The sequence below is a fragment of the Blastococcus jejuensis genome (assembly GCF_039534705.1).
Lineage (GTDB): Bacteria > Actinomycetota > Actinomycetes > Mycobacteriales > Geodermatophilaceae > Blastococcus_B > Blastococcus_B jejuensis.
Genome location: NZ_BAAAVV010000003.1, coordinates 405481 through 426612, shown reverse-complemented (window position 1 = coordinate 426612; position 21132 = coordinate 405481). Strand labels below are relative to the sequence as shown.

Below are 21132 nucleotides of genomic sequence, written 5' to 3'. Positions count from 1 at the left end.
GTAGGTGTTCGAGACCGTGCTCGTCGCCAACCGGGGCGAGATCGCCGTCCGGGTCATCCGCACGCTGCGCACGATGGGCATCCGCTCGGTCGCCGTGCACAGCGAGGCCGACGCCGGGGCGCTGCACACCGTGCTGGCCGACGTCGCCGTGCCCATCGGGCCCGCCGCGGCGACCGAGAGCTACCTGTCCATCGATCGCGTGCTCGAGGCGGCCGCCCGCACCGGCGCCCAGGCGATCCACCCGGGCTACGGCTTCCTGTCGGAGAACGTCGAGTTCGCCCGCGCCTGCGAGAAGGCCGGCATCGTCTTCATCGGCCCGCCGGTCGCCGCCATCGAGGCGATGGGCGACAAGATCCGCGCCAAGCAGACGGTGATGGCCGCGGGAGTCCCCGTCGTCCCCGGGCGGACCGAGCCCGGCATGACCGACGACCAGGTCGCCGACGCCGCGGTCGCCGTCGGCTTCCCCGTCCTGCTCAAGCCCAGCGCCGGCGGTGGGGGCAAGGGCATGCGCGTCGTGCGGTCGAAGGCCGAGCTCCCCGACGCGATCGCCTCGGCCCGCCGCGAGGCGCGCAACTCCTTCGGCGACGACACCCTGCTGGTGGAGCGCTACGTCGGCAACTCCCGGCACATCGAGGTGCAGGTGCTCGGTGACTCCCACGGGAACGTCATCCACCTCGGCGAGCGCGAGTGCAGCCTGCAGCGGCGGCACCAGAAGGTCATCGAGGAGGCGCCCTCGCCCCTGCTCGACACCGCGTCCCGCGCGTCGATGGGCCGGGCCGCGGTCGATGCGGCGAAGGCGGTCGGCTACACCGGGGCGGGCACCGTGGAGTTCATCGTGGACGCCGACCGGCCGCGCGACTTCTTCTTCCTCGAGATGAACACCCGGCTGCAGGTCGAGCACCCGGTCACCGAGGCGATCACCGGCATGGACCTCGTCGAGCAGCAGGTGCGGATCGCGGCGGGGGAGCGGCTGCCGGTCGACCAGAGCGACGTCTCGCTCGACGGGCACGCGATCGAGGCCCGCGTCTACGCGGAGGACCCGGCGCGGGGCTTCCTCCCGCAGGCGGGCACCGTGCTCGGGCTGGTCGAGCCGAGCGGCCCCGGCATCCGGGTGGACAGCTCGCTGCGGGTGGGCACCGTCGTCGGCACCGACTACGACCCGATGCTGGCCAAGGTCATCGCCTGGGCGCCGGACCGGGAGACCGCGCGGGCGCGGCTGGTCGGGGCCCTCGGGCGTACCGCCGTCCTCGGGGTCGCCACCAACACCCCGTTCCTGCGGGCGCTGCTGTCCGACGCCGACGTCGTCGCCGGGAAGCTGGACACCGGGCTGATCGAGCGGCGCGGCGACGACCTCACGCTGCCCGAGCCGCCGCCCCCGCACGTGTACGCCGCGGCCGCCCTGGCGCTGCTGCTCGAGACCGAGCCGGCGGGTCCCGTCGTCGACCGGTGGGACGTGCCCGACGGGTGGCGGCTGGGCGAGCCGGCCTGGACGGTGCGCAAGCTGCAGGCATCCGGCGGCGAGCCGGTGGTCGTGCGGGTGCGCGGCCGGTCGGGCGCCGCCGAGGTGGCCGTCGGCGACGGCGAGCCGGTGCCCGCCCGGGCGGTGCGCGACGGCGACCGGCTGACGGCGACCCTCGACGGGCTGACCACCTCCTACTTCCTGCAGCACGAGGGCGGCACGGTCTGGCTGGCCGCCGACGGGCACGTCGCCGCGCTGCGGGAGCACGAACGGGCCGGCGTCAAGGCCGAGGGCACCGGCGGCGACGGCGCCGTCACCGCGCCCATGCCGGGCACGGTGACGCTGGTGCAGGCCGCCGTCGGCGACGAGGTCGAGGCGGGGACTCCGCTGCTCGTCGTCGAGGCGATGAAGATGGAGCACGTGCTGACCGCCCCCGTCGCGGGGACGGTCACCGAGCTCGGAGTGACGGCGGGCCAGACGGTCGCGCTGGACGAGCGGGTGGCCGTGGTGACCCCATCGGCCACCGCCGGAGAGCAGCAGGAGAACTGATGTTGGACTACCGGCTCGACGACGAGACCGAGACGCTGCGCAAGACCGTGCGGGAGTTCGCCCAGGAGGTCATCGCCCCGCAGATCGGGGAGTTCTACGAGCGCGACGAGTTCCCGGTGCAGATCGTGCGCCAGATGGGGGAGCTGGGCCTGTTCGGGCTCCCCTTCCCGGAGGAGTACGGCGGCGCCGGTGGCACCTACTTCGACCTGTGCGTGGCACTCGAGGAGCTGGCCCGGGTCGACTCCTCGATGGCGATCACCGTGGAGGCCGGGGTCTCGCTCGGCGCGATGCCGATCTACCGGTTCGGCACGCCGGAGCAGAAGCAGGAGTGGCTGCCCCGGCTGTGCTCCGGCGAGGCGCTGGGCGCGTTCGGCCTGACCGAGCCCGGCGGCGGCTCGGACGCCGGCGCGACGCGGACGACCGCGCGCCTGGAGGACGGGCACTGGGTCATCAACGGCTCGAAGGCGTTCATCACCAACGCCGGCACCGAGCTGACGCAGCTGGTCACCGTCACCGCGGTCACCGGCACCCGTCCCGACGGCGGCAAGGAGATCAGCTCGATCATCGTCCCGTCGGGCACCGAGGGCTTTGCCGTCGGCCAGCGGTACTCGAAGGTCGGCTGGAACGCGTCGGACACCCGCGAACTGTCGTTCAGCGACGTGCGCGTGCCCGAGGAGAACCTGGTGGGGGAGCGGGGGCGCGGCTACGCCCAGTTCCTGTCCATCCTCGACGAGGGCCGGATCGCGATCTCGGCGCTGTCGGTCGGCCTGGCCCAGGGCTGCGTCGACGAGTCGGTGAAGTACGCGGGGGAACGCGAGGCCTTCGGTCAGCCGATCGGCAAGAACCAGGCGATCGCGTTCATGATCGCCGACATGGAGGTGCGGGCCTCCACCGCGCGGCTGGCCTACTACCGAGCGGCCGAGAAGATGCTCCGCGGCGAGCCGTTCAAGCGCGAGGCCTCGATCGCCAAGCTGTACAGCTCCGAGGTCGCCATGGACAACGCGCGCTACGCCACCCAGGTGCACGGCGGGTACGGGTTCATGAACGAGTTCCCGGTCGCCCGGTTCTACCGCGACGCGAAGATCCTGGAGATCGGCGAAGGCACCAGCGAGGTGCAGCGCATGCTCATCGCCCGCGACCTCGGCGTCGGCTAGAACCCTAGGGGCCGACCGGCCCGCCGCGCCTGACCTTGGTCCCTGTGACGGTCCGCAACCGCCCAGCAGCATCGGGTGCAGACCGTCCCGCACCGGACAGGGCGGCGGGCGAGGAGGAGGCACCGTGCCAGGAACTGCAGTCGTCACCGGGCCGGGGCGCGCGAAACCGGCGGCCGCGAAGACGACGACGGTCCAGCTGGCCCGCGGGGTGCAGACCGTCCCCTGGACCAGCGGCGACATCACCCTCTTCGAGGGCGACGTCTCCGGCTTCGCGGCCGTCCGGGTGGCGGTCACCGCCTACACCGAGAGCGGCGGGCTGATGATCAAGGTCGTCGACGTGGAGGACGCCGCGACGCCGATCGTGCTCGAGGAGAACGTCGCCGAGACGTCGTACCAGGAGATGCGGACGACGCTGCCGGTGCCGGGGCGCCGCATGGCCGTCCGGATCTGGGTCGACGAGTGTCCGACCGGTCAGGTGCAGCTCACGTGGGGCGTCTGGGGCCGGCCGGACTGAGCGGCGCAGCCGGGAGTCAGTCGGCCACGGGGGTCCGGTCGACGGCGACGCTGAGCAGGACGACGGTGTCCTCGTCGGCCTCGAGGCTGTGCCGCCGGTCGGGGATCGGGGCGACCTGGTTCGCGGCCAGGGTGACGGTGTCGTCTCCGGCGACGAGGCGGGCCCGGCCGCGCAGCACGAGCAGGCTGGCCGACCCCGGGCTCTCGTGCTCGTGCAGCGCCGCGCCGGCCTTGAGTGCGAGCACGGTCTGCCGCAGCCCGTCGACCGGGTGCGGGAGGGTGCGGGCGGCGCGATCGCCCGGGGCCTGCAGCAGCTGATCGGCGAGTTCCTGCAGGTCGGTGACGTCTCCGGGGGTCGTCAACGCGGGGCTCCTCTGCTCCGGGGGCGGTCCGCGACCCCCATGATCACGTGCACGTGACCTGTGCCATATTGGCACGGACCAAGCGACGAGGGGGACGTCGGCGTCGGTTCGCCCGGCGGCGCCTCCCCGGAGGGGCAGGGCTGTGACCGCCACGCGTCAGGACGGGACGACCGGCGGGCACGCCGGGTTCGACAGCGGGATCTCGGAGGCGCTGGTCCGCACCTCCCGCTTCTTCCGCAAGGGTGAGGTGAGCGCCGACCTGCGCTCGCTGCACCAGATCGGCGGCCGCGACGCGGACAGCTTCTACCGGGACCGCTGGGCGCACGACAAGGTCGTCCGCTCGACGCACGGGGTGAACTGCACCGGGTCGTGCTCCTGGAAGGTCTACGTCAAGGACGGGATCATCACCTGGGAGGCCCAGCAGACCGACTACCCGACCACCGGCCCCGACCGCCCCGAGTACGAGCCCCGCGGCTGCCCGCGGGGCGCCGCCTTCTCCTGGTACACGTACTCGCCCACGCGGGTCCGCTACCCGTACGTGCGTGGCTCGCTGCTGCAGATGTACCGCGAGGCGAAGGGCCGGCTGGGCGACCCGGTGCTCGCCTGGGCCGACGTCGTCGACGACCCCGAGAAGGCCCGCACCTACAAGTCGCAGCGCGGCAAGGGCGGCCTGGTCCGCGCCACCTGGGACGAGGCGACCGAGATGATCGCCGCCGCGCACGTGCACACGATCAAGAAGTACGGCCCCGACCGGATCGCCGGGTTCTCCCCGATCCCGGCCATGTCGATGGTGTCGCACGCGGCCGGCGCCCGGTTCATGTCGCTGATCGGCGCGCCCATGCTGTCGTTCTACGACTGGTACGCCGACCTCCCGGTCGCGTCCCCGCAGGTGTTCGGCGACCAGACCGACGTGCCGGAGTCCGGCGACTGGTGGGACGCGGCCTACCTGATCCTCTGGGGCTCGAACGTCCCGGTGACCAGGACGCCCGATGCGCACTGGATGACCGAGGCCCGCTACCGCGGCCAGAAGGTCGTCGTCATGAGCCCCGACTACTCCGACGCGACGAAGTTCGCCGACGACTGGCTCGCGCCGCACCCGGGCACCGACGGCGCCCTGGCGATGGCGATGGGGCACGTCGTGCTCAAGGAGTTCTTCGTCGACCGGCAGGTGCCCCGCTTCCAGGAGTACGTGAAGCGGTACTCCGACCTGCCCTTCCTGCTCACCCTGACCCCGCGCGGCGACAGCTACGTCCCGGGCAAGTTCCTCACCGCGGCCGACCTCGGCGACCTCGACGAGGGCGCGGAGTTCAAGACCGTGCTCGTCGACTCGGCCACGGGGGAGCCGCACGTCCCGAACGGGTCGCTGGGCTTCCGCTTCGGCGAGGCCGGCAAGGGCAAGTGGAACCTCGACCTCGGCGACATCGATCCGCTGCTGAGCCTCCACGGCGCTGATGCGCAGACGGTGACCGTGGACCTCGCCCGCTTCGACACGGCCCGCGGAGAGGGCGCCACCATGCGCCGCGGCGTCCCGGTCCGCCAGGTCGGCAAGCACCTGGTGACGACGGTGTACGACGTGCTGCTCGCCCAGTTCGGCGTCGGACGCCCGGGTCTGCCGGGCGAGTGGCCGGCCGGCCTGGACGACGCCTCGCAGCCCTACACGCCGGCCTGGCAGGAGCAGTTCACCGGCGTGAGCGCCGCGGCTGCGGCGCGGATCGGACGGGAGTTCGCGCAGAACGCGGACGAGTCCAAGGGGCGCTCCATGATCATCATGGGTGCGGGAACGAACCACTGGTTCCACTCCGACACGATCTACCGCGCGTTCCTCACCCTCACGACGCTGACCGGCTGCCAGGGCGTGAACGGCGGCGGCTGGGCGCACTACGTCGGCCAGGAGAAGTGCCGGCCCGTGACCGGCTGGACGACGCTGGCCTCGGCCCTGGACTGGGCCCGCCCTCCGCGGCAGATGATCCAGACCGCCTACTGGTACCTGCACACCGATCAGTGGCGCTACGACCGGACGACGCTCGACGGGTTCGCCTCGCCGCTGGGTGAGGGCCGCTTCGACGGGAAGACACCGGCCGACGTCCTTGCGCAGTCCGCGCGCATGGGGTGGATGCCGTCGCACCCGACGTTCAACCGCAACCCGCTCGACCTGGCCGACGAGGCGGCCGCCGCCGGGAAGGCACCGGACGAGCACGTGATCGACGGGCTCCGGGACGGCAGCCTCCGGTTCGCCGCCGAGGACCCCGACGCCCCGGAGAACTTCCCGCGGGTGCTGACGATCTGGCGGGCCAACCTGCTGGGCTCGTCGGCGAAGGGGAACGAGTACTTCCTCAAGCACCTGCTCGGTGCCGACAACGCCGTCCGGGCGGAGGAGGCGCCACCGGAGTCCCGCCCCCAGGACCTCGTCTGGCGGGAGGAGGCCCCCACCGGGAAGTTGGACCTGCTGCTCGCGCTGGACTTCCGGATGACGAGCACGACGATCTACTCCGACATCACGCTGCCGGCCGCCACCTGGTACGAGAAGCACGACCTCAACACCACCGACATGCACCCGTACGTGCACTCGTTCAACCCGGCGATCGCGCCGCCGTGGGAGACCCGGACCGACTTCGACGCCTTCGGCACCATCGCCCGCCAGTTCAGCCGGCTGGCCGCCACGCACCTCGGCGTCCGCAAGGACCTGATGGCGCTGCCGCTGATGCACGACACGCCCGACGAGCTGGCCAACCCGCGCGGGGTGGTGCGCGACTGGAAGGCCGGCGAGTGCGACCCGGTCCCTGGCACGACGATGCCGAAGTTCGTCGTCCAGGAGCGGGACTACGCGGCGGTCGCGCAGAAGTGGGCCGCACTCGGGCCGCTGGTGGAGAAGCTCGGCCTGACGACCAAGGGCGTCACCACCATGCCGGACAAGGAGGTCGAGTACCTCAAGCACAAGAACGGCGTCATCCGCGACGGCGTCGCGGCTGATCGACCTGCGCTGGCCCGCGACGTGCACTGGTGCGAGGCCATCCTGGCGCTGTCCGGGACGACGAACGGGCGGCTGGCGACCCAGGGGTTCCACCGGGCCGAGGAACGCACCGGCATGCAGATGGCCGACCTGGCCGCCGAGCACGAGGGCAAGCTGATCACGTTCGCCGACACCCAGTCGCGGCCGACGCCCGTGATCACCTCACCGGAGTGGTCCGGAAGCGAGACCGGCGGGCGGCGCTACTCGCCGTTCACCATCAACGTGGAGCGGCTGAAGCCGTGGCACACCCTCACCGGCCGGATGCACTTCTTCCTCGATCACGACTGGATGACCGAGGCCGGGGAGAACCTGCCGGTGTTCCGACCACCGCTGGACATGCACACCCTGTTCGGTGAGCCGCAGGTCGGCGAGCAGGGGGAGCTGGGCATCACCGTCCGATACCTGACGCCGCACAACAAGTGGTCGATCCACTCCGAGTACCAGGACAACCTGTTCATGCTGTCGTTGTCCCGGGGCGGCCAGACGATCTGGATGAGCACCCAGGACGCCGCCAAGATCGGGGTGCGCGACAACGACTGGATCGAGGCGGTCAACCGCAACGGGGTCGTCGTCGCCCGCGCGATCGTCTCCCAGCGCATGCCGGAGGGGACGGTCTACATGCACCACGCGCAGGACCGGCTGATCGACGTCCCGCTCACCGAGACCAACGGCAGGCGCGGCGGCATCCACAACTCGCTGACCCGACTGTTCCTCAAGCCCACCCACCTGATCGGCGGTTACGCGCAATTGTCGTTCGCCTTCAACTACCTCGGGCCGACCGGTAACCAGCGCGACGAAGTGACCGTGATCCGCCGCCGCAGCCAGGAGGTGCAGTACTGATGCGCGTCATGGCGCAAATGGGCAGTGCCATGCGCCCCAGCCACGTGGAGGTGTCGGTCTGATGCGCGTCATGGCTCAGATGGGCATGGTGATGAACCTCGACAAGTGCATCGGGTGCCACACTTGCTCGGTCACCTGCAAGCAGGCGTGGACCAACCGCAGCGGCGTCGAGTACGTCTGGTTCAACAACGTCGAGACCCGTCCCGGACAGGGCTACCCACGCACCTACGAGGACCAGGGGAAGTGGAAGGGCGGCTGGACGGTCGGCCGCAACGGCAAGCTGCAGCTGCGCACCGGCAGCCGGCTCAAGCGTCTGCTCACCATCTTCTCCAACCCGGTTCAGCCCTCGATCAACGACTACTACGAGCCCTGGACCTACGACTACGAGACGCTGACCAACGCTCCGGTCCAGGAGCACACCCCGGTCGCCCGGCCGCGCTCGCTGCTGACCAACAAGCCGATGAGCATCGAGTGGAGCGCCAACTGGGACGACAACCTCGGCGGTGCTCCGGAGCTCACCCAGGACGACCCGGTCCTGAAGAAGATCTCCGCGGAGATCAAGGAGAAGTTCGAACAGACCTACATGTTCTACCTGCCGCGGATCTGCGAGCACTGCATCAATCCGTCGTGCGCGGCCTCCTGTCCGTCGGGGGCCATCTACAAGCGGGCTGAGGACGGCATCGTCCTGGTCGACCAGGACCGGTGCCGGGGCTGGCGGATGTGCGTCACCGGCTGCCCGTACAAGAAGATCTACTTCAACCACCGCACCGGCAAGGCGGAGAAGTGCACGTTCTGCTTCCCGCGCGTGGAGGTGGGCATCCCGACCGTCTGCTCGGAGACCTGCGTCGGGCGGCTGCGCTACATCGGCATCGTCCTGTACGACGCCGACAAGGTGCTGGAGGCGGCGTCCACCCCCGATGACAGGGACCTCTACGCGGCCCAGCGCTCGATCCTGTTGGACCCCCACGATCCGCAGGTCGTCCACGCCGCCGAGCAGGCCGGCATCTCCCGGGACTGGATCGACGCGGCCCAGCGCTCCCCGATCTACGCGCTGATCAACCGCTTCGAGGTCGCCCTCCCGCTGCATCCGGAGTACCGCACCATGCCGATGGTCTGGTACATCCCGCCGCTGTCGCCGGTGGTCGACGCCCTCACCGACACCGGGCACGACGGCGAGGACGTCGGCAACATCTTCGGCGCCATCGAGTCGCTGCGGATCCCGGTGGAGTACCTGGCGGAACTGTTCACCGCCGGCGACACCGACCGGGTCACCGGCGTGCTCAAGAAGCTCGGCGCGATGCGCTCCTACATGCGCGACCTGAACCTGGGCCGGCCGGCCGACGAGTCGATCGCGGCCGCGGTGGGCATGACCGGCCGGGACATCCAGGACATGCACCGGCTGCTGGCGATCGCGAAGTACGACGAGCGGTACGTGATCCCGCTCGCGCACGCCGAGCAGGGGCCCGGTCAGGAGGAGCTCGACACCGGCTGCTCGCTGGACTACGACGAGGGCCCCGGTATGGGTGGATGGGGTCCGTTCGGGGAGACCTCGGGCGGGTCGACCCCGATCGCGGTCGAGAACTTCCACATGCTGGCGGCACGGCAGACCAGCGACACCATGGCGGCGCCGGGGGACAAGGCCCAGCGGGTCAATCTCCTCAACTGGGACGGCAAGAGCGCTCCCGAGGGGATGTTCCCGCCGCGCACGGAGGACGCCGGCGGCGTGCCGCCCGGCGACGCGGGCAGCGTGGAGCCACGGCCGTGAGGCGCCGTCCGTTCGCCGCTCCCTCCGCCACGCCGGCCGAGCTGGCCACCGCCCGGCAGGCGGCGTCGCTGCTGCTCGGCTACCCCGACGAGGAGCTGCTCGCGCGGCTGCCGCTCCTGCGGGCCGCCGTCGCACCTCTGCCGCCGGCGCTCGCGGGGCCGCTGGGCCGGTTCCTCGACCACCTGGAGACGACGCCGCTCGCGCAGCTGCAGACCGACTACGTCGACACCTTCGACCTGCGCCGGCGCTGCTGCCTCTACCTGACGTACTTCACCCACGGGGACACCCGCAAGCGGGGGATGGCACTGCTGCAGTTCAAGCACCTGTACTCCCGGGCCGGCATGACGCTCGCCGACGGCGAGCTGCCCGACCACCTGGCCGTCGTCCTGGAGTTCGCCGCGCTCGGGGACGCAGTCCGTGGGGAACGGCTCCTGCAGGAGTACCGCCCGGGTCTCGAGCTGGTCCGGGTGGCGCTGGAGGAGCGGGCCTCACCGTGGGCCTCGGTGCTGCACGCGGTCAGCGCGACGCTGCCCCCGGTCGACGCCGCCGACCGCGAGGCCGTGCTGCGGCTGGCGCAGCAGGGCCCGCCGGCCGAGGACGTCGGTCTGGACCCCTACGGAGCCCTCCCGTTCGCCCCGCCCGAGTTCATCCCCCAGCCCGCGTCCGGAGCGTCCCCATGAAGACCCTCGACATCCTGCTGTGGGTGGTCGTGCCCTACATCAGCCTGGCGATCTTCGTCGTCGGCCACTACTGGCGGTACCGGTACGACAAGTTCGGCTGGACCACGCGGTCCACCCAGCTCTACGAGCGGCGGCTGCTGCGGTGGGGGAGCCCGCTGTTCCACTTCGGCATCCTCTTCGCCCTCGGCGGTCACGTGATCGGGCTGGGCATCCCCGAGTCGTGGACCGAGGCCGTGGGCATCGGCGAGACGGCCTACCACGCCGTGGCGGTCGGCATCGGCGCGATCGCGGGTGCCTGCACGCTCACCGGCCTGGCGATCCTCATCTACCGGCGGCGCACGGTGGGCCCGGTGTTCTCGGCGACCACGAAGAACGACAAGTTCATGTACGTCGTGCTCACCGCCACGATCCTGTTCGGGCTGAGCAACACCGTGCTCGGCGCGGCCGGAGTGGGCGGGAGCTACCGCGAGACCGTCTCGCCCTGGTTCCGCAGCATCTTCCTGTTCCAGCCCGAGCCCGAGCTGATGGCCGAGGCGGCGCTGGGATTCAAGCTGCACGCGCTCTCGGCGCTCCTGCTCTTCGCCATCTGGCCGTTCACCCGGCTGGTGCACGTGTTCAGCGCGCCGATCGGCTACTTCACCCGTCCCTACATCGTCTACCGCAGCCGCGACACCCAGCTGGGCACCCGGCCGACGGCCCGCGGGTGGGACCGGGTCGGCGGCGGCAAGCGGTGAGGGTGGTGCTGATGTCGTCGGTGATGTGTCTGCCGCCGATCGGGACCTTGGCCCCGGGGTAGGTGACGTCCGGCTCCGGACAGGCTCGGTCACCGCCCGTAGGAACGGGATGACGCACAGAGAGCGGAGGCGCGGGGAGCGCCCGGAGGAGATGAGCACGGCCCATGAGCAGCGGTAGGACGGCAGCAACCACCCCCGTGTCGGTCGGAGCGGAGGTGCAGATCCCCCGCCAGGCGTGGGTGATGCTGGCCCTCGCGACCACGGGGTTCGCGGTCAACTTCTGGGCCTGGGCGCTGATCAGCCCGCTCGGCGCCTTCTTCACCGACGAGCTGGGGCTCAGTGCGGTCGAGAAGTCGCTGCTCGTCGCCGTCCCGGTCGTGGTCGGCTCGCTGGGACGCATCCCGGTGGGTGCCCTCACCGACCGGTTCGGGGCGCGGGTCATGTTCCCGCTGATCAGCGCGCTGACGATCCTGCCGGTCCTGTTCATCGGCTTCGTCGGCAACGACTCCTACCCGATGATGCTGCTCGGCGGCTTCGTCCTCGGCCTCGGCGGCACGACGTTCGCCATCGGTGTGCCGCTGGTCAACGCGTGGTTCCCACCGGCCAAGCGGGGCACGGCGCTGGGCATCTTCGGGGCCGGCATGGGCGGCACCGCGATCTCGGCGTTCACGACGGTCTGGCTGAAGGACACGTTCGGCCTGCAGTTCCCGTTCACGGTGGTCGCCGTCCTGCTCGCCGCCTACGCGGTCGGCTCCTACCTGCTGCTCCGTGATGCGCCCGGGCGGACCGTGGCGACCGGTGGCGTGGTCCGCCGGACGTGGGACACCTTCACGCTGCCGGTCACGCTGCAGATGTCGTTCCTCTACGCCGTCGGCTTCGGCGGCTTCGTGGCGTTCAGCGTCTACCTGCCCACGTACCTGAAGGACACCTTCGACCTGACCCCCGGCGACGCGGCGCTGCGCACCGCAGGCTTCGTCGTCCTCGCGGTCATCATGCGGCCGATCGGCGGCATCCTCTCCGACCGGTTCCACCCGGTGCCCGTGCTCGTCGGCTGCTTCGCCGTCGTGACCGTGTTCGCGGCGGTGTCGGCCCTGGAGCGCCCGCTGGAGTGGATCGGCACCGTCGCCTTCCTCGCCATGGCAGCCGCGCTGGGGGCCGCCTCCGGCGCGGTGTTCGCGCTGGTCGCCATCGCTGCACCCGCGGGCAAGGTCGGGTCGGTCACCGGCATCGTCGGGGCAGCCGGCGGCCTCGGCGGCTTCGTCCCGCCGCTGGTGATGGGCGCGATCTACGGCTGGCAGGGCAACTACAAGCCCGGCCTGTGGCTGCTGGCCGCGACGGCGCTGGTGGCCGCGGTCTACACGTTCTGGGGCATGCGGTCGGTCGGCCGCACGGCAGCGCGCTGAGATGTGCGACCACTGCGGCTGCCGCGACCTGACCCCCGTCGCCCGCCTGATGGGTGAGCACGACCGGCTGCGGGAGCTCAGCGAGCACATCCGCCGCCACCTGACCGCCGGCGACGACGCGGCCGCGCGGGACCACTTCCAGGAGTTGCTGGTCGTGCTCGGCCCGCACGTGGCCGAGGAGGAGAGCACCCTGTTCCCGATGCTGCGCCGGCACGAGGAGCTCGCCGGGCACGTGGCGGTGCTCGAGGGCGAGCACGCCGGGCTCTACGACGACGTCGACGACCTCGACGACGCGGGAGTGCAGGCCTGGCGGGACGGGGTGGCCCGGGTCCTGCACGACCTGGACGCGCACATGTTCAAGGAGGACTTCGGGCTGTTCCCCGCCGCGCTGGCCACCCTCGACGGCGCGGACTGGGACGCGATGGACAGCTGGGAGCAGGCCCGTGCCGGATCCGCAGGCCCGCTCAGCGCCAGGTGACCCGAGCGTCGGCGGCGCGGGTCGCCCCGTGAGAACTGCTCTTGCGCGGTTGTGCGCGTTCTTGCCCCGTTGCAGCACCGCAAGACTGCGGGAAACGGCGCAAGACCGCAGCCAGACCGCGGCCGCCGGGACTCAGCGCCAGGTGACGGTCTCCGGCCGGCGACCGAGACTGCGGGCGACCTTCTCCGTGGCCTTCTCGTCGGCGTTCACCAGCACCGGCCGGTCGGTGCCGGCGAACAGCGGGAGGTCCGACGGGGCGTCGCTGTAGACCGCCGTCCACGGGGGCGGGTACCCGCGGTCGGTGAGCATCTCGACCTTGCCCTCGCCCATGGCCCGGCGGATCCGCGGCGGCCGGTAGGAACCGGTCGAGCCGACGACGTCGAGGTGCCCGAGCCCGATCGCGCTCAGGAAGCCGCGGGCGAGGGTCTCCTCGCAGCCGGTCGCGACGACGACGCGCTCACCCGCGGCCTCGTGCCGGCGGACGCAGGCGATGGCGTCGGCGATCGCCGCCTCGGGCTTCAGCTGCAGCGCGCAGCGGTAGGCCGCGGCCACGTCGTCCACGTCCGTGTCCGGGGAGCCGCCCACGGCCAGGCGGGTCATCACGCGGGCGGCCAGGGGGCGCAGGTGCGGCACGGCGGAGCCGGGCAGCAGCAGGGGGGCGGCGAGCACCATCGCCAGGGTCCGCCCGGGCGCCTGCCGGAACCGGCCGTGCAGGAACAGCGTCGAGGCGTCCCCGCCGAGCAGGACCTTGTCGAGGTCGAAGACGACGGTGCCGCTCATGCGGTCACGTCGACGAGCACCTTGCCGACGACGCCGTCCTGGACCGCCTGGTGCGCGGCGGCGGCCCGGTCCAGCGGGAACACGTGCAGCGGGAGCCCGGCCTCCTCGCCGACCCGCACCGCGCCGTCGGCCACCGCGGCCGCGACCGCCTCGACGGCGAGCTCCTTCGCCCGCGGCGGCACCGTGTAGACCAGCACGAACTGCCAGCGTGCGTTCAGCACCATCTGCGGGCGGACCGGGACCGTCACCTCGGGCCCGCCGTCGTCGGCGTAGATCGCGACCGCGCCGAAGGGGGCGAGCACCTGCGCCGTGGCGGCGGCGTTCGCGGCGGCGGCGACCTCCACGACCGCGTCGACGCCGTCCGGCGCGATCCGCCGCACCTCGGCGACGACGTCCTGGTGCCGGTAGTCGACGACGTGGTGGGCGCCGGCGGCCGTCGCGAGCGCGGCCTTCTCGGGGCTGCTGACCGTGGTGATCACCGTCGCGCCGGCCCAGCGGGCCAGCTGGATCGCCGCGTTGCCCACTGCTCCCGCGCCGCCCTGGACCAGGACGGCGCGGCCGGCCAGCGCACCGGGGACCAGGCGGTCGGGTCCGGTCTCGGCGACCGTGAGGCAGCGGTGCGCCGTGAGGAACGGGATGCCGAGCGCCGCCCCCAGGTCGAACGGGGCAGCGTCGGGCAGGCGGACGGCCTGGGCCGTCGGGACGACGGTGCATTCGGCCGCGGTGCCGTGGGGGCGGCCGTACGCCGCCTCCCACACCCAGACCCGCTCGCCGACCCGGGCCGGATCCACCCCGGCGCCGACCGCCTCGACCGTGCCGGCGCCGTCCTGCCCCGGGACCTGGCCCTCGGGGCCGGGCTGCGCCTTGCTGCGCGACTTCCAGTCGGTCGGGTTCACCCCGGCCAGGGCGAGGCGGACCCGCACCTCGCCGTCACCCGGCTCGGGGACGGGCCGGTCGGTCAACCGCAGGACGTCGGGGGCACCGGGCCGGTCGTAGACGATCGCGCGCATGCCCGGGTCATACCGGAGAGCGGGGCCGTGGGAAACCTCTGCGGCGCGTCAGCCGCCCAGGCCGGCGGCGCGGGCGCGTTCCTCGACCGCCGCGACCGCGGCGCGCAGGTCGCCGAGGTGTCGCTGGACCATGCCGGTCGTCGACATCACCTGCCGGCGCCAGGTCAGGTTGATCGTGGCCACCACCCGCTCCTGGGGACGCACCGGCATCGCGATGGACTCCCGGCCGTCGTCCACCTCGGAGCGGGGCCGGGAGTAGTCGCCGCCGAAGTCGGGCGCTCGGATGCCGTAGCCGCGTTCCCGGGTGCTCTGCACGAGCCGGCGGAGGGCCTCGTCGTCGGACGCCAGGCCGTGCGCCGCGCCTTCCTTGTGCCGCAACCGGGCGATGACGGCGTCGAACTCCTGCCGGCTGCAGAACGCGAGGTAGGCCCGGCCGGATGCCGACCCGAGCATGTTCACCCGGAATCCGCGGGGCCGCGGTGGCAGGGCGTCGAAGTAGGTGCGGGAGCTGTTGGTCTCCAGCGTCTCCATGTAGTCCAGGCGGGGCACGGCGAGGACCGAGGGCCACTGCAGCCGGCGGGAGAGGTCGTCGAGCACGGGGGAGGCGATCTCGACCAGCCAGGCGTCGTCGTCGGGCTCGAGCCGGCGCTGGGTGTGGCTGGGCAGGAAGGCGCCGTCGACCATGCGCTGCCAGACCAGCCCGTGCTGGTGAGCGGTGTACAGGATCCGGGTCAGGGTGGGCTTGGGGATGCCGGTGGCCAGGTGCAGGTCGTGCAGGCTGGCCGACCGGACCTCCTGGAGGACGTGCAGCACCTGCAGCCCGCGGCCGAGGGATTCGATCGGCTTGACCCGGTACTCGCGCACCCGCACCCCTCTCGCCTGCTGCTTTTCGCACCGTGAAAAGCAGGCTCTCGAGTGTTGCCCATCACACGTGGTCTGCGCCACTGTCAGCTCATGCCGGTGTCCGCAGCGCAGACCGAGGTGCCGCCCGCTCCGGTGCGGGAGGGCGACCTGCTCTGGACGCCGTCGCCCGAGCGGGTCGCCAGCACGCGGCTGACCGCGTTCACCCGGTTCGCCGAGGAGCGCAGCGGCCGTCGGTTCCCCGACTACGCCGCGCTCTGGGAGTGGTCGACCACCGACCTCGACGGCTTCTGGCAGGCGGTCTGGGACTTCTTCGACGTCCGGTCCTCGGCCCCGCACACCGCCGTGCTTGCCGAGCGCACCATGCCCGGCGCCCGCTGGTTCCCCGGCGCCCGGCTCAACTTCGCCGAGCACGTCCTGCGCAACGAGCGCCCGGACGCACCGGCTCTCCTGTACGCCGGCGAGCGGACCGACCTGCAGGAGCTCGGCTGGGACGAGTTCGCGCGCCAGGTGCGCGCCGTGGCCACCCACCTGCGGGAGCGGGGCATCGGTCCGGGGGACCGGGTGGTCGCCTTCCTGCCGAACGTGCCGGAGGCCATGGTCGCGATGGTGGCGACGGCGAGCCTCGGGGCCGTGTGGGCCGCCGTGTCACCCGACTTCGGCCCTCGCGGTGCCCTGGACCGGCTGGGCCAGCTCGAGCCGCAGGTCCTGTTCGCCTGCGACGGCTACCGCTACGGCGGCAAGGAGTTCGACCGGCGGGGCGAGGTGGCCGAACTGGTCGCCGGGCTGCCGAGCCTGCGCGAGGTCGTGCACGTGCCGGTGCTCGGTCTCGACGTCGACGGCGTCGCCTGGGCCGACGTCGTCTCCGGGCCGACCGTGCCCGCCGAGGACTTCGTCTGCGAGCAGGTGCCCTTCGACCACCCCCTGTGGGTGCTCTTCTCCTCGGGGACCACCGGGCTGCCCAAGGCGATCGTGCACGGGCACGGCGGGATCCTGCTCGAGCAGCTCAAGGGGCTGAGCTTCCACCAGGGGCTTCAGCAGGGCGACCGCGCGTTCTTCTACACCACCACCGGCTGGATGATGTGGAACTTCCTGGTCAGCATGCTGCTGCTCGGGGTCACGCCGGTGCTCTACGACGGCAACCCCAGCCACCCCGACGTCGATGCGCTGTGGCGGATCGCGCAGGACAGCCGGGCCACGCTGTTCGGGGCCAGCCCGACCTTCGTCGAGCTCATGCAGAAGGCCGGCGTGGTGCCCCGCGAGCGGTTCGACCTCGGCGCGATCGAGACGATCATGCCGGCGGGCTCGCCGGTCTCCCCGGCCATCACCGCCTGGTTCTACGAGAACGTCAAGCGCGACCTGTGGGTGGCGACCGGCAGCGGCGGCACCGACATCTGCACCGGTCTGGTCGGCGGGGTGCCGACCCTGCCGGTCCGCGCCGGGGAGATCCAGGCCCGCTCCCTCGGCGTGGCGGCCGCGTCGTGGGACGACACCGGGCACCCCGTCGTCGGCCAGGTCGGCGAGCTGGTGATCACCGCGCCGATGCCGTCGATGCCGGTGTGCTTCTGGGGCGACGAGGACGGCGCCCGCTACCGGGCGAGCTACTTCGAGACCTTCCCCGGCGTCTGGCGGCACGGGGACTTCTTCGAGCTCGACGAGCGCGGCGGCTGCTTCGTCCGCGGACGCTCCGACGCCGTCCTCAACCGGCAGGGCGTGCGGATCGGGACGGCGGAGATCTACCGCGTGGTCGAGGACGACCCGGCGGTGCGGACGTCGCTCGTGGTGAATCTCGACCTGCCCGGCGGCGGCTTCTTCATGCCCCTGTTCGTGGTGCTGCAGCCCGGGGCCGAGCTCGACGACGCGACCGTCGCCCGGCTGCGCCGCGCGCTCCGCGAGGAGTACACACCCCGCCACGTGCCCGACCGGATCATCGCGGTCGGGGCCATCCCGCTCACCCGCAGCGGCAAGAAGATGGAGATCCCGGTTCGCCGCGTCCTGCTCGGCGCGGACCCGGCCCAGGTCGCCGACCCCAACGCGATGGCCGACCCGGCCTCCTTCGCCGACATCGTCACCTACGCCCGCACCCAGACCGACTACTCGCTCAGCCGACAGGAGATCCCATGACCGAGCGCTCGTTCCCCCTGCCGTCGCAGATCGAGGCCGTCGACGGAGCCGAGGGCTGGGAGGCGATGTACCCCTACTTCACGCGCTTCCAGCCCGAGGACGACCAGCGCTTCTGGTTCTACAACTCGATGCACTTCCCCGAGGTCGTGCCGGCGTTCGACGGCCTCACCTCGGAGATCCCCTACACCGCGATCGGCGCGAACACCGCCCGGCTGTTCAGCTTCCCGACCACCATGGGCATCGAGTACCGCATCGTGAACGGGCGGGTCTACATCACCGCCAACCCGGTGCTCGACGAGGCCGAGCAGGGCAAGCGCTTCGCCGACTTCCAGGAGCGGGCAGGCCACTACTACGACAACTGGGACCGGCTCTACGGCGAGTGGCAGCAGCGCATCGAGGCGCTGATCGCCGAGATCGAGGCCGTGGAGGTGCCGGAGCTGGGCGACCTGGACCCGATCGAGGTCGTCACCAGCGGCCGCGGGTTCGCCTCCAACCACTTCCTGCGGGAGAACTTCCACCGCTGCATCGACCTCTACTCGAAGATGTGGCACCACCACACCGAGTTCCTGATGCTCGGCTACGGCGCCTACGTCGTCTTCTTCGAGTTCTGCAAGCAGGCCTTCCCGGAGATGGGCGACCAGATGGTGGCCCGCATGGTCGCCGGCATGGACGTGACCATGTACCGACCCGACGACGAGCTGAAGAAGCTCGCCGCCCTCGCCGTGGACCTCGACCTCTCCGACCTGTTCGTCGAGGGCAGCGATCCGGCGAAGGTGCTGGCGGCGCTCGGCGAGCGCGGCGACGCGGGTGCGCGCTGGCTGGCGGCGCTCGAGGCGGCGAAGGACCCGTGGTTCAACGTCTCGGTCGGTGACGGCTTCTACCACCACCACCTGTCCTGGGCCGACGACCTCACCGTGCCGTTCGCGGCGCTGCCCCGCTACGTCGAGCAGATCGCCGCGGGGGAGGACCTCACCCGCCCGACCGAACGGCTGGCCGAGGAACGCGACCGCATCGCCGACGAGTACCGGGCGCTGCTCGACTCCGACGAGGAGAAGGGGGCCTTCGACCAGATGCTCGGCCTCTGCCGGCAGGTGTTCCCCTACATCGAGAGCCACAAGTTCTACTGCGAGCACTGGTTCACCACCCGCTTCTTCCAGAAGATCCGCGCCTTCGGCACGCTGCTCGCCGACCGCGGGGTGCTGCGCGAGGCCGACGACGTCTTCCACCTGCGGCACGTCGAGGTGGAGGACGCACTCGCCGACGTCATGCTGGCCTGGGCCTCGGGCGGCACCGAGCTCGGCGCCCGCCACTGGCAGCCGATCGTCGCCCGGCGCAAGCAGATCGTGGAGGCGCTGTCGGGCTGGTCGCCGCCGCCCGCGCTGGGCGCCGTCCCCGAGGCACTCAACGATCCCGCGGTGAAGATGCTCTGGGGCATCACCCAGGAGACCGTCGAGACGTGGCTCGGCGGTGAGGACGACGACGAGTCGACCGTCCGCGGCTACGCGGCCTCGCCGGGCGTGGTCGAGGGCGTGGCCCGGGTGCTGCTCAACGTCAACGACATCGGCCAGATCCGCGAGGGCGAGGTGCTCGTCTGCCCGGTCACCGCCCCCAGCTGGGGGCCGGTGTTCGGCAAGATCGCCGCGGCGGTCTCCGACATCGGCGGCACCATGTCGCACGCGGCGATCGTGGCCCGCGAGTACGGCATGCCGGCCGTCGTCGGCACCGGCATGGCCACCACCCGGATCAAGACCGGCGACCGCGTCCGCGTCGACGGCGACCGCGGCATCGTCACCGTCCTGAGCTGATGGGAACCCGCATGACCACGCGCCCGACGCTGCACTTCCACGATGTCGGGCTCGGTGACGTCGCGACCGTCGGTGGCAAGGGCGCCAGCCTCGGCGAGCTGCTGCGCGCCGGCATCCGCGTGCCCACGGGCTTCGCCGTCACGACGGCGGCCTTCCGGCAGTCCGTCGCGCACCTCACCGACGGCGGACGCAGCATCCCGGACGTCGTCGCCGGCCTCGACCCGGCCGACGCCGACGGGCTGGCCGTGGCCACCGCGCGGCTGCGGGAGGCCGTCGAGTCCGCCCCCCTGCCCGACGAGGTGGCCGCAGCGGTCAGCACCGCCTACGCCGCGCTCTGCGAGGAGTGCGGGGATCCGTCCCTCCCGGTTGCCGTGCGCTCCAGCGCCACCAGCGAGGACAGCGCCGAGGCCAGCTTCGCCGGGCTGCAGGACACCTACCTGTGGGTGCGCGGGGCCGACTCGGTGCTCGAGCACGTCCGCCGGTGCTGGGCCAGCCTCTACAGCGTCGAGTCGGTGACCTACCGGCTGCGCCGCGGCATCCCGGAGACCGACCTCGGCATGGCCGTCGTCGTCCAGCGGATGGTCGGCGCCCGCAGCTCCGGGGTCATGTTCACCCGGAGCCCGCTGACCGGGGACAAGTCGGTGGTCGCCATCGACGCCAGCTGGGGTCTGGGCTCGGCGGTGGTCAGCGGCGACGTCACGCCCGACTCGTTCGTCGTCAGCAAGGTGACCGGCGACGTCAAGCGGACCGTGGCCACCAAGACCCGGTGGCACCGGCCCGACCCGTCGGGCTACGGGGTGGTCGAGGACGACGTCCCGGCGGAGCTGCGCGACCGACCGTCGATCTCCGACGAGGAGATCGCCGAGCTCGTGGCCACCGCCCGCCGGGTCGAGGCGCACTACGGCTGCCCGCAGGACATCGAGTGGGCGGTCTCGGACGCTCCGGCCGGCGAGAACGTGTTCCTCCTGCAGAGCCGGCCGGAGACCGTCTGGGCGGAGAAGGACCGCGCCAAGGTCGCCGCCCCGGCCGCCCGGCCGTTCGACCACGTGCTCAACCTGCTCGGGGGCAAGCGCCCCGCCGGGAGTTGAGCCGCGTGGAGCTCACTCCCGACGACGTCCGCGACGTCCTCCGGGTGCTGGACTCCAGCGGCCTTTCCGAGCTGCACCTGGAGCTGGCCGACCTGACGTTGACCGTCCGCCGGGAGGGGGCGGCCGGCTGGACGGCGGAGCAGCAGGTCACCCGCGAGCCGGTGCTCGAGTCGGGCCACGATGGCGATTCTGGCGCCGAGGAGGAGCCGGGAACGGGCCAGACTGGCCATTCTGGCGCGGAGGTGGGGGAGGGCCTCGTCGCGGTGCACCCGCCGTTGCTGGGCACCTTCTACCGGGCCCCGCAGCCCGGCGCCGCCCCGTTCGTCGACGTCGGTGACGCCGTCGACGAGGAGACCGTGGTCGGCATCGTCGAGACCATGAAGATGATGACGCCGGTGCACGCCGGCGTCCGGGGGACCGTCGTCGAGTTCCGGACCGGCAACGGCGAGTTCGCCGACGCCGACGCGGTCCTGCTGGTGGTGGATCCGGTCGGGGGCGGCGGGGCGGGTGGCTAGCA

The 21132-nt window shown here is 72.1% G+C and carries 17 protein-coding genes; 13 read left to right on the top strand and 4 right to left on the bottom strand.

Features of this window, described 5'->3' with window-relative positions; genetic code table 11:
- Positions 1-4: 4 nt before the first annotated feature.
- From ABD644_RS09165 to ABD644_RS09155, 3 genes are all read left to right on the top strand, one after another.
- Positions 5-2008: an ATP-binding protein gene (locus tag ABD644_RS09165; protein ID WP_344688496.1), complete on the top strand. Its 2004-nt coding sequence runs from the start codon at positions 5-7 to the stop codon at positions 2006-2008.
- Positions 2008-3162 carry an acyl-CoA dehydrogenase family protein gene (locus tag ABD644_RS09160; RefSeq protein ID WP_344688495.1) on the top strand — a complete coding sequence of 385 codons (1155 nt, stop codon included), beginning with the start codon at positions 2008-2010 and terminating at the stop codon, positions 3160-3162. Before ABD644_RS09165 ends, ABD644_RS09160 begins: the two co-directional genes overlap by 1 nt.
- A 124-nt stretch (positions 3163-3286) precedes the next feature.
- A complete protein-coding gene (locus ABD644_RS09155; protein ID WP_344688493.1) occupies positions 3287-3676 on the top strand; it encodes a hypothetical protein in 390 nt (129 codons plus the stop codon).
- Positions 3677-3692: 16 nt separating this feature from the next.
- On the opposite strand, the gene ABD644_RS09150 is transcribed toward ABD644_RS09155, so the two are convergent.
- On the bottom strand, positions 3693-4037 hold the full coding sequence (locus ABD644_RS09150) for a cupin domain-containing protein (RefSeq protein ID WP_344688492.1): 345 nt from the start codon (positions 4035-4037) through the stop codon (positions 3693-3695).
- A 142-nt stretch (positions 4038-4179) separates the two neighbouring features.
- Between ABD644_RS09150 and ABD644_RS09145 the strand changes: the two genes are divergently transcribed.
- The 6 genes from ABD644_RS09145 (at position 4180) to ABD644_RS09120 (ending at position 12947) form a co-directional block, all read left to right on the top strand.
- Entirely contained in the window at positions 4180-7887 is a 3708-nt protein-coding gene (locus ABD644_RS09145) for a nitrate reductase subunit alpha (RefSeq protein WP_344688491.1), read from the top strand.
- Between the two features lie 61 nt (positions 7888-7948).
- Complete coding sequence (gene narH, locus ABD644_RS09140) at positions 7949-9652, top strand: nitrate reductase subunit beta (RefSeq protein WP_344688490.1); 1704 nt, start codon at positions 7949-7951, stop codon at positions 9650-9652.
- Positions 9649-10332 carry a nitrate reductase molybdenum cofactor assembly chaperone gene (gene narJ / locus ABD644_RS09135; protein WP_344688488.1) on the top strand — a complete coding sequence of 228 codons (684 nt, stop codon included), beginning with the start codon at positions 9649-9651 and terminating at the stop codon, positions 10330-10332. The genes narH and narJ overlap by 4 nt, the downstream gene beginning before the upstream one ends.
- Positions 10329-11066, top strand: coding sequence for a respiratory nitrate reductase subunit gamma (gene narI / locus ABD644_RS09130; protein WP_344688487.1), 738 nt, complete (start codon positions 10329-10331; stop codon positions 11064-11066). Before narJ ends, narI begins: the two co-directional genes overlap by 4 nt.
- Positions 11067-11230: 164 nt before the next feature.
- Complete coding sequence (locus ABD644_RS09125; RefSeq protein WP_344688486.1) at positions 11231-12469, top strand: MFS transporter; 1239 nt, start codon at positions 11231-11233, stop codon at positions 12467-12469.
- Between the two features lies 1 nt (position 12470).
- On the top strand, positions 12471-12947 hold the full coding sequence (locus ABD644_RS09120; protein WP_344688485.1) for a hemerythrin domain-containing protein: 477 nt from the start codon (positions 12471-12473) through the stop codon (positions 12945-12947).
- Positions 12948-13079: 132 nt separating this feature from the next.
- Here the strand turns inward: ABD644_RS09120 and ABD644_RS09115 are convergent, their stop codons facing one another.
- The 3 genes from ABD644_RS09115 to ABD644_RS09105 are packed head-to-tail and all read right to left on the bottom strand — an operon-like array spanning position 13080 to position 15601.
- Complete coding sequence (locus ABD644_RS09115; RefSeq protein ID WP_344688484.1) at positions 13080-13727, bottom strand: HAD family hydrolase; 648 nt, start codon at positions 13725-13727, stop codon at positions 13080-13082.
- Positions 13724-14737 (bottom strand): NADPH:quinone reductase, encoded by a 1014-nt coding sequence (locus tag ABD644_RS09110; protein ID WP_344688483.1) that lies wholly within the window; start codon positions 14735-14737, stop codon positions 13724-13726. Before ABD644_RS09110 ends, ABD644_RS09115 begins: the two co-directional genes overlap by 4 nt.
- 48 nt (positions 14738-14785) lie before the next feature.
- The gene (locus tag ABD644_RS09105) at positions 14786-15601 is read right to left on the bottom strand and encodes an IclR family transcriptional regulator domain-containing protein (protein ID WP_344688481.1); all 816 of its coding nucleotides are present in this window, start codon (positions 15599-15601) and stop codon (positions 14786-14788) included.
- 90 nt (positions 15602-15691) lie between these two features.
- On the opposite strand from ABD644_RS09105, the gene ABD644_RS09100 reads away from it, so the two are divergent.
- The 4 genes from ABD644_RS09100 to ABD644_RS09085 are packed head-to-tail and all read left to right on the top strand — an operon-like array spanning position 15692 to position 21130.
- Positions 15692-17722 carry an acetoacetate--CoA ligase gene (locus ABD644_RS09100; RefSeq protein ID WP_344688480.1) on the top strand — a complete coding sequence of 677 codons (2031 nt, stop codon included), beginning with the start codon at positions 15692-15694 and terminating at the stop codon, positions 17720-17722.
- Positions 17719-19527, top strand: coding sequence for a PEP-utilizing enzyme (locus tag ABD644_RS09095; protein ID WP_344688479.1), 1809 nt, complete (start codon positions 17719-17721; stop codon positions 19525-19527). Before ABD644_RS09100 ends, ABD644_RS09095 begins: the two co-directional genes overlap by 4 nt.
- An 11-nt stretch (positions 19528-19538) precedes the next feature.
- On the top strand, positions 19539-20615 hold the full coding sequence (locus ABD644_RS09090; protein WP_344688478.1) for a PEP/pyruvate-binding domain-containing protein: 1077 nt from the start codon (positions 19539-19541) through the stop codon (positions 20613-20615).
- A 5-nt stretch (positions 20616-20620) separates the two neighbouring features.
- Positions 20621-21130 carry an acetyl-CoA carboxylase biotin carboxyl carrier protein gene (locus tag ABD644_RS09085; RefSeq protein WP_344688477.1) on the top strand — a complete coding sequence of 170 codons (510 nt, stop codon included), beginning with the start codon at positions 20621-20623 and terminating at the stop codon, positions 21128-21130.
- Positions 21131-21132 lie beyond the last annotated feature (2 nt).